We start from the raw sequence: 11,445 nt of genomic DNA on the forward strand, positions 1-11,445 counted from the left end.
CGAATTAGGAGCATCAAAATGAAACATTGTTTGAGAGTAGGAGTAGGGGGCCCGGTAGGCTCCGGCAAAACCGCGTTGCTGCGCCAACTGTGCCTCGCCCTGCGAGACCACTACAACATCGCCGTGGTAACCAACGACATCTACACCAGAGAAGACGCCGACTTCCTCCTGAAACATGAGGCCCTGTCAGCCGACCGCATCCTGGGCGTGGAAACCGGCGGCTGCCCCCACACCGCCATACGCGAAGACGCCTCCATGAACCTGGCGGCCATCGACGACCTCCAGAGCCGCCACCCGGATCTCGAACTCGTCCTGGTCGAATCCGGCGGCGACAACCTCTCCGCCACCTTCAGCCCCGAACTGAGTGACCTGACCCTATACGTCATTGATGTCTCGGCCGGCGACAAAATTCCCCGCAAAGGCGGCCCCGGCATCACCAAATCCGACATGCTCATCATCAACAAGATCGACATCGCCGAACAGGTGCACGCGTCGTTGGACGTCATGGACCGGGACAGCAAAAAAATGCGCGGCGAACGCCCCTTCGTCTTCACCAACCTCTACGACGGGGTAGGGCTGGAAACCATCATCAGCTTCATCCTGGAAAAGGGCATGCTGCCCGAGCGGCGCCCCGAAAAGTTAACCGCTTCCGCCTGATGCCAGGCGAGACACCGTATTCAAATTGATCAGGAGTGACGACATGAAACTGACCACCAAACTGCTCACCTTCGCCGCATTGCTGCTGGCCGCCACAACCGCCGCCGCCCACACGGGCCACGGCACCGGCGGCTTCGCCAGCGGCCTGCTGCACCCCATGCTCGGCCTGGACCACCTGCTGGCCATGGCCGCCATCGGCTTCTGGAGCGTCCGCCAGGGCGACCTTATGAAAAAGGCCACCCCGCTGTTCGTGGTAGGCGGCATGATTCTGGGGGCCGGTATTGCCTTCGCGGGTATTGCCCTGCCGGGTGTTGAAACCGGCATTGTGCTGTCCGTTATGGTTGCCGGCATTCTTATTGCTGCCATGGCGAAGCTGCCTACTGCTGTTGGTGGCTCGCTGGTTGTAGCCTTCATGGTGTTCCATGGTCACGCCCATGGTACTGAAATGCCTGCTGGTGCTGCGCTGGCGGCTTACTTGGCTGGGTTCTCCATTGCGACTCTGGCAATTACCTTCGCTGGTCGTGGGCTCGGTGCGCTGCTGCAGAAGACGGATAACCGCGTAGCCCGTGGTGTGGGTGCTGCACTGGCGGGTGTGGGTGGTTACTTGATGGTGGGTTAATCGCCCCCAAAAAAACCGGTTTGAAGGTTTGCCCGTCCTGGCTTCGGCTGGGGCGGGCTTTTTCTTGTTGAATAGTTGAAGCAGACATAGGGTTATAGCCGGTCAATATTTCTAGAACTGCAGCCGATATTTCTGTAGTCGTTCAATTCGTGATCTCAAAAGTTCTGCGTAAAAACCAAGCCTGGACATAGCCGAAGAGCTGCCGAAGTTCTGCGGCGTCCAGACAGTCGAGACAAAGGCGTTCTCCGCCTTTTGGTAAGCCTCCCAGGCACCTCGGGCCTCGTCGAACGCCTCCCGCTCAGAACCGGAAAGCTTACGCGCCAGTGCAAACGTAGCCGTATCCAGTTGTTCCTCGAGGAAGCCAATGTAGTCGCGATACGCTTTCATGGAGTCCGACGTCGCCTGTGCATCGTTGTAGATGGCCTTCTCGTAGGAAGACGCCTCTGACCGGAAATCCTCAAGATAATTTGGCGCATCCGGGTTATCGATGGCCTGGCACCCTAGTGACGTCAGCGTGATGGCGAGAAACGCGAAGGAACGGAGAAATCCGGTGATAGCCATCATTGGTAGACTCCCTTATCAAACAGCTTCCATTCCGCCGCACGGCGGTTGTTCAGGCCCTGCATGACCTTACCCTGGGATTTGTTCCACGCTTTCCAGGCACTTTCCAGTGAAGGGTACCCGGTGCTCGCTTTCGGGTTATTCAACAACCGAACCACAGATGACCCGGAGAAGGCCCTCCTGCCGATATTGAACGCGAAAATCACCAGCGCATCGAATTCACTCTGAGACAGGCTACGTGTCACAACTTTGCGGATTTCGCGCTCGTAAGGTGCCACATCGTGGGCCAGCAGTGTTTCTGCTTCCTGCTGGCTTATACCCGATGAAAATCTGGACCATTCACTCTGATCAATCAGGTGCCCGACACCAATCGTGGCACCGGCAACCCACTGGGTAATGGCAACACCAGTCTGATCGTCGTACGGCCTGAGGCGAATGCCCTCAAGGCGTTTGAGCAGGGAGCGGCCCCGGGCACTGAGTACCAGGTTCTGGGCGAGGGGAGTTTGCGCCGATGTGGCGACACGGGTTCCTTGTGCCATGGCTTCAATCCTTTGTTCAGTGAAGGCGAACCGGAGATTAAGCAATTCCTGGCTGCTGTTCAATGTCGTCATCGTGGGCCTGTGACGAGGTTGCGAACGAGAGCGTCAAAAATCACAGAGACAGGCATAGCCAAAAGTATTCAGGACGAGTCGGGAACATGTGCAGTCGGGAAGGTCCGTTTTCTCCAGCGCTTTCTCTGAAGGTATAAAGGGCGTGAAGTCCATTACTGACGACATGGTTTCCCCATTGGCTTTGTCCGACTGATTGGCCAACTATTTGGCCGGTCACTTGGCCACCGGGCGTTCGCTAAAACTTATTGTAATTCAGGGGATTATTGTTGGCAATTTTTGCCACCGGGCCGACCGTTTGGCCGGTCTTCGGGTTGAACCGAGACAGGCATAGGCAAAGGAAGAAGCTCCTGAGTGTAGCCCTGGCTGATGGCTGCTAGGGGCGGTGAATCGGTGAGAAATGTTTGGAGTGAGCTTTTAGCATCACGTTTGGTGTAGAGCCACACGTTTTGGCCGATTTGTTGCCACATCCGGCTCCTATGTTTTGACTCCACAACGCAAGGAGAAGCCAATGTCCCGTCAGACTGATGGATAGCTTAATGAGCGATCGCTCTCACTGCCCATAAGTCTGCTGGAATATCGCCACGGAGTTTGCTAATTTGCGATTTGACAGGATTGTCGTACCAAAACCAGAAACCACATGATTCAAGGATGAACTATGACCTCAGCGATTTACTACCCGAAGTCCGTTACCTCCCCGCAAGAGATCGCCAGGAATGTCTGCCCGTCGGACATGAACTCTGAGCAGTTCGCCCGGCAGTTTATGGCAGCCAACTGGGCGGACTCGCAACCAGCAGTCTGTCGACCCAATCGACCCTTGGCTATTCCAGCCGCGGACTTGGGCGAAAGTGTTGATTTGAGTCCGATCATGGCGTGCTCAATGGAAGAGCAAAGAACGCTTTCCCACCTGAGTCAGTATGCCGGCGGCGCCGCCGTCATGGGAATGGCAGACCTCCTCTTCGAGACCAAGATTCCCAACATAGTCGGAGATCTGAATACCTTTGGTGGCAATGGCATGGGTGCGGCACTCGCTCAGTCCGACACGGTACTGAGCGCTATCAACAAGTACGACCTTGCCAACAAGAATTACGAGGACCTGAAGAATCATCGCGCCGCTCCCAGGATGGTGCATGCGGCAAAAATGCGAGCAGAAGCCGCCTTCAATGAGATGAATCAGGTGCTGTTCAGCCGATCCAGGAATTATCTGAACAACAACACGTTCAGGATGCGTCAGACCACGAATGCGACTGGCCGGACAGTATGGGAGTCCATACCTGTTCGTGACACTGCAGATGTGCAGAAACTTACCAGGTTTGCCAAGATTGGTCGGGTCGCAGGCCCTGGGTTCATCATGGTTGATGGTTATCTGAGGGCCAATGGGGTCTACCAGAGCTGGAAGAATGGCGAAAACTGGGAGCGTAAAGCGGTAGTGGAAGGTGGGTCGTTCCTGGTGGGGATTGGCGCTGGCGTTCTGATCGGCGCGGTGATTGCGGTCACCCCAGTGGGGCTGGCCGTTGGCATCGTTGCGGGCGGCGCGGCAGCCGTTGGCGCTGATTACGCCTTCAAGGACATAATTGGCTGGCTCTATGATCTGGTGGATTGATGACTGACGCCTCGTTGACGACGCTGTTTGCATTACTTGGGGCTGTCGGTGCGTCCCTTATGGTATTGGGTCTGTTGATACTTCGATTAACCCTGACACGCCGACTGAAGGCCAGCCTCTCAGTGACTGATCAGTATTGGCATAGTGGTGCCCTCGACTTCGGGTTAGCCAACACAGCTCTATTTGCCTGGGCCTGCGCGATACCGGGAATCCAGAGGCTGGAACGCTTCCGGAGGGTATACCCCGAACTGGACATCAGGGCCTTCGCTAACAGCTTTGAAAGGGTAACCGCCTACGGAACCGTCGGTGGTTTGATATTGTTTTTTGTGTGCATTCCATTTTTCTATATTTTTAAGCCGTAGTTGTCAGTAACAAACACGGGAAGCCGGGTTTCAGTCCGTGTCCCGGTTTCACGCGGTTTCATCACAAAGGCTTACTATTCCTCCCGCTCCAGATTCGAGATAGGTATCGTAATTAACGGCAGGCCCAGAGCGTCGGTACGCACAACCGCCTGGAGCGTAGCGCTGCGATGTTCGACACCGGTTGGCCCAAGGAAATAATACATTTCCGCGATACCATGGTATTTCTCCAGGTATGAACGGAGACAGGCATACCCAAAAGAGGAAGCTTCCAGGTATGAACGGAGACAGGCATACCCAAAAGAGGAAGCTTCCAGGTATGAACGGAGACAGGCATACCCAAAAGAGGAAGCTTCTGAGTGTAGTCCTGGCTGATGGCAAGGGGCGGTAAATCGGTCCTAGATGTTTGGAATGATCTTTTGGCGACACGTTTTCATCACAATCACGCCTTTTGGCCGATTTTGAGCCAGGTTGGGCTCCTGGTGGTCACCAGTAAGGGGTAGGGAAGCGGAGAAGGTGTTACGTCAGGCTGCTGATCGTCGTCGGTCCAGATGAGCGCGGCGGTTGTCGTGGTACCGGTCTTCGAATTCCGTGGCTTCGGCCAGCCATTCCTCGGTACTCAGTTCGAGTCTTTTCAGAATGGGTGGTTGGTGTTCGGGTATGTGGCCGCGCTTGTTCGGATGGATGATTCGCCCGGTGAAATCGACCAGTTCCAGATAGTCGCTCAACGAGAACAGGATGCCCATTTGTGACTCGTTCCTGATCGCTCCCTCGAAATTGAGCAGAGGTTTGAGGGGCAGGGGAAACTGCTTCAGAAATAATTGTTCGCTCTGTGACTGGATGGCCTCTGCCAGATCGAATCGGGGCGATAGTCGTTCTTTGATGCTGGTGTAATCGGATGTCTCCGGCGTTTCCGCCATGGCGGCCCGGACCGGGTTCAGGTCCACATAGGTCATGCAACTCAGCACTGCCTGTTCTGTGAGCAGTGCCTGGGATTTGAAGCGGGACTCCCAGAAGTGCCCAGTACAGTCATCCTCCCGGTTTGCCTCCCGGGCAATCGATTCGTTGAGGCACTTCATGAACCAGCTCAGGTCCGTCAGCCGCTGCCGGTACACATCGATGATCTGTTTAACGGACCGCCGTTCTGCTTCGTGCAGATCCTCTCCGGCCTGGTAGCGTTGCACCAGCGGCGGGCCTTTGAAAAGGCTGGCCCAGCGCTCAAGAACCTGGTCATCATTCCAGTCGTCCGCCTGCTCCGGGCAGAGCTTGACCACCAAATGGTAATGGTTGGACATCACTGCATAGGCGCAAAGGTCGATGGTGAAGATGGACGATAGCAACCGGATACGTTGCTCGATCCAGTGACGGCGGTGCTCATAGCTCTGGCCAGTCTCGTGGTCGAAGCCACACAGAAAGGTCCGGCGCACGCAACGGGAGACGATGTGGTAATAGGGCGTATCGGCGAGTGATATCTGCTGTTCTCTGGGGCGGGGCATGCCAATCCTTTAGCAAGTTGCAAATATAGCGGTATAGAATCACGGTCCATTATTCCGCGCAAGCGTCGACGTTGGGTGCAGGTCAGCCAGTATATACTGTGCACTACAGGCCCATTGGGCACTCTGGCCTCTTGGGACGTACGAATTGATAACTAAAGAACAAAAACGGCCATAAAGCCGCCCCACCCGAAGAACGCCACTGCAAGCACCAGCGCAACCAGCGCCAGCAGAATCTGAATACGGCAAAGGACGACAGCCCAGCGACTGACAGCCAGTTTTCCCGTAAAGCCCCGGAAGCGCCTGCGTTTGGCGATCGATGGCCACCCAACCAGCAAAATGTAGTTGAGTGACCGCAGCAAACTTAACGGGAACGTCTGATAGTTATGCAGTTCGGATGACTGGAAAAATGGCCGCCTGAACAACTGCCCATCGAGCCGTGGCGTCAGGTACTGATGTAATATGGCCCATATAGGTAAATACAGGGCACCTAAGACAAGCACCGAACAGACGACGAAAACCAGGGCAAGAAAGTTTGGCTCCATAGTGCCCATGGTCTCAGTACCCCATTATGGCGTTGTTGGAGTAAACACTGTTCAGCCGACGGGTGGGACGCCTGGGTGAAGCGACACAAATTTGATCGACACGGACCTTTCCGACAAAGTCATAGTTGTTTCCTGAGGTTTTATAGAACTTGTATCGTTGGGCTTGACGCGGTAGAGAAGGCTATCGAAGCTGCGTGGATCATCGGTAATCAGTGACACAGTAAATCTCCCTGTTTGGTCCTTGGGTATGCTTGCCGTTAGTCCATTTCCCGTTGGCAAAGCAGACGCAATCGAAAAGATACTACAGTGGCAAGCAGTGGTCATCCTTGATGGCGGTCCCAGTAAAAGGTGTTAAACGGAGACGGAGAAAAACCGAGACAGATCTATTTTCGACGTCCTCGTTGGTGTCTGGAATCATTGAACCACTACACATCGTTCCGGCATCGTTCCACTGGCCATTCGAATTAGGTCTGAAGCGTCAGGCCGGCGGGTCGTTCAGGCTCATTTGACGAGATCCGGGAACAGCCAGGGCTCAGCGTGCTCAGGGATCGCCCAGCGAAGCGGTGCTGACTTGCTATCCGACACCAGCAAGCCCTCCTCTCTCATCAGACTGATCTGTCGACGCGCCGATCGTTCTGGAATGGCCATGGCTTCCAGGGCCTCGCCACGCTCCATCTCACCGGTGATAAAGGTGTTAAAAAGCACCGTAGAGGCCGTCGGCTTCAGGATCCCTGTGCCACTGTTAATCAGCCCTTCGTTTCGAGCCTTGATGTACGCATTGATGCGCTGCCTGATCGAGTTCAGATCGAGTACGTCGGTCATGTACTCGGCCTGGTCCAGCGCCTGCTCCAGCATATAGCTGCAAAAACGGATAAGCCCTTCCTCGGACAACTGGCCGCGGCCATCCCGGTCACCCTTGCGCTTGATATCGGCGGCGGCCAGCGCCCCTTTGTACTGGTCAGAGGTTCTGGCCAGGCCCCGGGCAATACACCACAGTCCATAGCTGTCGTAGTCAATGGCCTTCAGAGAGGCGTCCAGCCAGAGCCTGGCCACCCGACCATTACCATCGAGAAAGGGGTGGATCCACAACAGCCGATGATGCGCACACAGTACGGCGATCGTTTTCTGGGTCCCCCGGTACCGGTCGGCTGAGTACGTCTGGCAGAACCGGTCAACCAGGTCGCCCATATCGTCCGTGACTGGCGGCAGGTGTTGACCTACGGACACTGGCCGCTGGCGCCACTGGCCGGGCTCGACCATCTCCTTCGTTCCGCTCTGCTCATCTCGAACGATCCTCAGGCTTTCCGGCAACTGCTCGTAGAGTTTGCGATGGAGCTCCTGGATGAAGTCAGCCGAAAAGACCTCCCCGACACTCAGTTTCTGATCGAAAATCCAGTCCTGAACGCCAATATGGGCCACCGACTCGATCTGGAGATCACGCTTGGCCGGATCCGAGCTGTAGTTTCCGGCCTGGGCCTGGCGTATATCGTGGGGATGTGTTTTGTTCCCCTCGATCAGGTTTGAATAGTAGGAGTTGATGACCGACATGTGGCGTCGAATCGTCTCAAAGGTCTGAGGCGCCAGGCCCCCACCCAGAGAAGCGGATTTCCGGGTCAGGCGCATTACACTGTCGGGAAGGTCCGTTTTCTCCAGCGCTTTCTCTGAAGGTATAAAGGGCGTGAAGTCCATTACTGATGACATGGTTTCCCCATTGGCTTTGTCCGACCAATTGGCCGGCTTTTTGGCCGGTTATGTGGCCACCGGACTTCCGTTACAATCCATTGTAATTCAGGGGGTTGTTGTTGGCAATTTTTGCCATTTGGCCGACCTTTTGGCCGGTCTTCGAAAACCGGGACAGATCTATTTTCCACGCGCTGGTCCTTGAAAATTTGGCTCCGCTCGCACCCAATCCCTTCTCTTTAGGGGTTAACGAAGACAGGCATAGCCAAAACTTCTCGGACGCCAAGCCTCCCACGTCAACAACAACAACAGCAACAGACCGGCCCACCTTGCCTATTGGTGACTCAGGTCGTTGAACGATCATGCCCCTCCTGCTAGTCTCCGCTGTGCGTGTCGTGGACCAGCAGCCACGCGCTGCCCGATCAACGACTTCCAGAAGGATGGAAGTCCCTGCTATAGAAAGGAGTCTTTGCATGAGTGAAGTTTCGCTCAGTCTTCCCGTTATTAGTGATCAGAATATCGTGCTGACCGATCAGGAAGCACGAGAGGTCTTTGTCTTCTTTTGGCCAGAACGCAAGCGCGGCATTGAGGGGATGTCCATGAATCTGGATGCCCGGCGTTACGCACAGGCGTTGCTGATTGTTGCTGTGGACGCCTCTTATATGGTTGGATTTGTCGATATTCTGATCAATGCAATCATCCGCAAAAAGCCGGGCGCGAGTGTCCGGTCGTTGATCAAGAAGGTTACTCGCAAGTATGTGACGCACTGGTGGAAGCGCGCCACTGAAGAAGATCTGACTGATGCAAAGATCTATGACACGGTCAGAGCGAGCATTGCCCTGAAACAGAAATCCCGCTTTGAAATGCTGCTTGCAGGTATTGTGTCCCTGCCGAGAGAGCTTCCTTCCTTTGCGGTATCTGACCTCGCGGCTGGCAACCTGGTCTGGGTATAAGGGCGGCTTCATGAGAAAGTTTATCGCAGGTTTTCTTGTTCTCTTGGTCGTAGTGGCGGTTGGGGCGGCAGGCGTATTCACCTACAGCTTCGCCAATACCTCGCCGGTTACGTTGATCGTTTACATGAGTTCGGACGAATCCCCGGCAGCGGTCAAATGGGGTGCGGAAAAGGCCTTTTACGGGCTCCACCCAACGGAGGACGAGGTTCAGCAACTGAACACCGAAGCCGGTGCCCGATATGCCGCCCTGTATCCCGATAAAGCTGAGGCGAGGAAACTGCTGAAGCATTTCCTGGAGAACGGTGTTGACGTGAATGCTGTCGACACAGCTACGGGTTCCGGGGTTTCAGCATTGCACTCGGCGGTGCTGGAAAGAAGCCCGTTCGCCGTCGACCTGTTGTTGGAGCATGGCGCGAACCCGGCCATACAAGGCGAGCAGGGTCGGACTCCGCTGGATTTTGCCAGGCTTCTCCAGGAGAAGGAGGCCGGGCCGGACATTGCGAAGATTATTGCGGCCCTTGAGAATCTGTGAAAACCAAAACCGGGACAGATCTATTTTCTGCTACCGCTTTCCGTAGATACGGGCCCGGGTGCTGATAGAATGAGGTGGACCCCGCGACGGAGGTAACTAATAGATCTGCGCTACACTCCAGACAGCAGTTCCATTTCTCACCCGTCAGTGCGGGAGAACCACAATGCAAGACTACGAACTCTATTACTGGGGCCTGCCCTTTCGCGGAAATTTTATCCAGCTTTTTCTGGAGGAGGTCCGGGCGGATTACCGGAAGCTGGATGCCAGCGAGGTCTACCCTGACAAGAACCTGAACATTCAGTACCCGGGGATGGCACCTCCGTATCTTTACGACTGTAGGGCCCAGGTCTGGTTCGCGCAGATGCCGGCGATTCTCATGCATCTGGCGAAGGCTTACCATTTTCTTCCCGACGAGCCTGTGCAACACACTCTGGCTCTGAAGGTGGTACTGGACTGCAATGATATCCTCATGGAAATCACCAACTACAATGGCACAGTGATGTGGGATGAGGATTCATGGACCGAATTCCGGACTCATCGCCTGGCCGACTGGATGGCCATTTTTGAAAAGACCGGCCAGGCGCATCGCCTCAAACCGGAAGCGGGCTATCTGCTGGGTTCCAGGCTCACGGTGGCCGATATTGCGACTGCTGCATTGTTTGGCACCCTGGTCCACAGCTTTCCGGAACTCGCTTCGGATCTGGAACACAGCGCTCCCTGTGTCGCGAGTCTCTGCCAACGAGTGGAAGGCCGCCCGTCGATCAGTCCTTTTCTTGAAAAGCAGCGAAGGGAGTTGGGTAAGGCTTACTGTGGTGGTCGGATTGAGCAGTCCTTGCGGGACGTCATTCGGTAGAAAGAACACTATCAAGGACAGAACCCCGGGGTTTGAGAGGGAGACTGCTTCAGGAACAACGGCTCGCTCCGGGTCTGCGAAAACCGGGGCTAGATCAATCTGTCCCGGTTTCCATATTATTCCTCCCGCTTCAGATTCGAGATAGGTATCGTAATCAACGGCAGGCCCAGAGCGTCGGTACGCACAACCGCCTGGAGCGTAGCGCTGCGATGTTCGACACCGGTTGGCCCAAGGAAATAATACATTTCCGCGATACCATGGTATTTCTCCAGGGTAATGATGTTGATTTTCGCGTTCGCACCAGTGCCGGGTATAAAGCCCAGCGGGATTGAAAAACCGAAATCGCTCTGATCCGTGGCCAACGAATTATAGAAAACAGTCATAATCTGATCGGCTTCAGCTTCGGAATCGACAAGCTGCGCACCAAACCGGCGCTGCAGTGCCAGGGCCAGACGCTTATCCGCATAATTCTTTACCCCTGATGTGTGCAGGAAATGCGTTTCCAGGTAGACGCGCTGCCCCCGGAGTCCGCTTAAATGCTCTTGCGGCAGCTTTCCGATCAGGTCATCAACACTATGAGTAACCAGGCGTTGGGCAGTGGAGCCTTCCAGGTTATCGGTCAGCTGACGCGTGGAACAGCCGACCAGACTTAAGGCGATGAGCACCGAGAGCAATAGGGAACATAGGGAACGCATAAAAACATCCTCCTTGACTGAACAAAAGCCGGAACCGGGACCGATCTATTTTCCACGTTCCGGTACCTGAAGTGTTGGCACCATTCCCATCAGCGGCGCTCTCTGGAGGCTGGAATAGGCGCTCTCAGGCAAAGGCCGGATCCTGTGCCTGAACTTTAGCATGGTTTCTGCAGAGTAAGGCCTAGTGTGCCGTGCGGTTAATTCGCTGACCTACTGCGTGACGCTGGGGCTTCTGGCCAAGGCGCCAGTCCGCCGGTGTGGTGGTTCCACATCAAGGACTGGCAACA

General features: G+C 55.3%; 12 protein-coding genes. 6 read left to right on the forward strand and 6 right to left on the reverse strand.

Annotated features, from left to right (window positions below):
* Positions 1 to 18 precede the first annotated feature (18 nt).
* A complete protein-coding gene (gene ureG / locus IE079_RS15530; RefSeq protein ID WP_189577698.1) occupies positions 19 to 657 on the forward strand; it encodes an urease accessory protein UreG in 639 nt (212 codons plus the stop codon).
* Between the two features lie 43 nt (positions 658 to 700).
* Positions 701 to 1,276: a HupE/UreJ family protein gene (locus IE079_RS15535; RefSeq protein WP_189577699.1), complete on the forward strand. Its 576-nt coding sequence runs from the start codon at positions 701 to 703 to the stop codon at positions 1,274 to 1,276.
* Between the two features lie 111 nt (positions 1,277 to 1,387).
* Here IE079_RS15535 and IE079_RS15540 read toward each other — a convergent pair whose 3' ends face one another.
* Together IE079_RS15540 and IE079_RS15545 are read right to left on the reverse strand one after the other, a co-directional pair.
* Complete coding sequence (locus tag IE079_RS15540; protein WP_189577700.1) at positions 1,388 to 1,840, reverse strand: lysozyme inhibitor LprI family protein; 453 nt, start codon at positions 1,838 to 1,840, stop codon at positions 1,388 to 1,390.
* Positions 1,837 to 2,376: a lysozyme gene (locus IE079_RS15545; protein WP_189577701.1), complete on the reverse strand. Its 540-nt coding sequence runs from the start codon at positions 2,374 to 2,376 to the stop codon at positions 1,837 to 1,839. The genes IE079_RS15540 and IE079_RS15545 overlap by 4 nt, the downstream gene beginning before the upstream one ends.
* Positions 2,377 to 3,103: 727 nt before the next feature.
* Here IE079_RS15545 and IE079_RS15550 point away from each other — a divergent pair.
* Positions 3,104 to 4,048, forward strand: coding sequence for a hypothetical protein (locus IE079_RS15550; protein WP_189577702.1), 945 nt, complete (start codon positions 3,104 to 3,106; stop codon positions 4,046 to 4,048).
* Positions 4,049 to 4,931: 883 nt separating this feature from the next.
* Here the strand turns inward: IE079_RS15550 and IE079_RS15555 are convergent.
* The 3 genes from IE079_RS15555 to IE079_RS15565 all read right to left on the reverse strand — a co-directional run bounded on the left by IE079_RS15555 (position 4,932) and on the right by IE079_RS15565 (position 8,146).
* Positions 4,932 to 5,903, reverse strand: a complete 972-nt coding sequence (locus IE079_RS15555) for a transposase (RefSeq protein ID WP_189577703.1) — start codon at positions 5,901 to 5,903, stop codon at positions 4,932 to 4,934.
* A 152-nt stretch (positions 5,904 to 6,055) separates the two neighbouring features.
* Complete coding sequence (locus tag IE079_RS15560) at positions 6,056 to 6,454, reverse strand: hypothetical protein (RefSeq protein ID WP_189577704.1); 399 nt, start codon at positions 6,452 to 6,454, stop codon at positions 6,056 to 6,058.
* Between the two features lie 492 nt (positions 6,455 to 6,946).
* Positions 6,947 to 8,146, reverse strand: coding sequence for a Fic family protein (locus IE079_RS15565; protein WP_189577705.1), 1,200 nt, complete (start codon positions 8,144 to 8,146; stop codon positions 6,947 to 6,949).
* A 452-nt stretch (positions 8,147 to 8,598) separates the two neighbouring features.
* Between IE079_RS15565 and IE079_RS15570 the strand changes: the two genes are divergently transcribed.
* From IE079_RS15570 to gst, 3 genes are all read left to right on the forward strand, one after another.
* Entirely contained in the window at positions 8,599 to 9,078 is a 480-nt protein-coding gene (locus IE079_RS15570) for a hypothetical protein (protein WP_189577706.1), read from the forward strand.
* Between the two features lie 10 nt (positions 9,079 to 9,088).
* Positions 9,089 to 9,610, forward strand: coding sequence for an ankyrin repeat domain-containing protein (locus IE079_RS15575; RefSeq protein ID WP_189577707.1), 522 nt, complete (start codon positions 9,089 to 9,091; stop codon positions 9,608 to 9,610).
* A gap of 163 nt (positions 9,611 to 9,773) precedes the next feature.
* Positions 9,774 to 10,463, forward strand: coding sequence for a glutathione transferase, Atu5508 family (gene gst / locus IE079_RS15580; protein WP_189577708.1), 690 nt, complete (start codon positions 9,774 to 9,776; stop codon positions 10,461 to 10,463).
* 116 nt (positions 10,464 to 10,579) lie between these two features.
* Here the strand turns inward: gst and IE079_RS15585 are convergent, their stop codons facing one another.
* On the reverse strand, positions 10,580 to 11,158 hold the full coding sequence (locus tag IE079_RS15585) for a hypothetical protein (RefSeq protein ID WP_189577709.1): 579 nt from the start codon (positions 11,156 to 11,158) through the stop codon (positions 10,580 to 10,582).
* Positions 11,159 to 11,445: the final 287 nt, after the last annotated feature.

Origin of the sequence: Marinobacter zhanjiangensis (assembly GCF_014651935.1) — a bacterium.
GTDB lineage: Bacteria > Pseudomonadota > Gammaproteobacteria > Pseudomonadales > Oleiphilaceae > Marinobacter > Marinobacter zhanjiangensis.

Bases quoted from the DNA above. Each gene is read 5' to 3' on its own strand.
- ureG (WP_189577698.1), top strand. From the start codon at position 19: ATGAAACATTGTTTGAGAGTAGGAGTAGGGGGCCCGGTAGGCTCCGGC.
- IE079_RS15535 (WP_189577699.1), top strand. From the start codon at position 701: ATGAAACTGACCACCAAACTGCTCACCTTCGCCGCATTGCTGCTGGCC.
- IE079_RS15540 (WP_189577700.1), bottom strand. From the start codon at position 1,840: ATGATGGCTATCACCGGATTTCTCCGTTCCTTCGCGTTTCTCGCCATC.
- IE079_RS15545 (WP_189577701.1), bottom strand. From the start codon at position 2,376: ATGGCACAAGGAACCCGTGTCGCCACATCGGCGCAAACTCCCCTCGCC.
- IE079_RS15550 (WP_189577702.1), top strand. From the start codon at position 3,104: ATGACCTCAGCGATTTACTACCCGAAGTCCGTTACCTCCCCGCAAGAG.
- IE079_RS15555 (WP_189577703.1), bottom strand. From the start codon at position 5,903: ATGCCCCGCCCCAGAGAACAGCAGATATCACTCGCCGATACGCCCTAT.
- IE079_RS15560 (WP_189577704.1), bottom strand. From the start codon at position 6,454: ATGGGCACTATGGAGCCAAACTTTCTTGCCCTGGTTTTCGTCGTCTGT.
- IE079_RS15565 (WP_189577705.1), bottom strand. From the start codon at position 8,146: ATGTCATCAGTAATGGACTTCACGCCCTTTATACCTTCAGAGAAAGCG.
- IE079_RS15570 (WP_189577706.1), top strand. From the start codon at position 8,599: ATGAGTGAAGTTTCGCTCAGTCTTCCCGTTATTAGTGATCAGAATATC.
- IE079_RS15575 (WP_189577707.1), top strand. From the start codon at position 9,089: ATGAGAAAGTTTATCGCAGGTTTTCTTGTTCTCTTGGTCGTAGTGGCG.
- gst (WP_189577708.1), top strand. From the start codon at position 9,774: ATGCAAGACTACGAACTCTATTACTGGGGCCTGCCCTTTCGCGGAAAT.
- IE079_RS15585 (WP_189577709.1), bottom strand. From the start codon at position 11,158: ATGCGTTCCCTATGTTCCCTATTGCTCTCGGTGCTCATCGCCTTAAGT.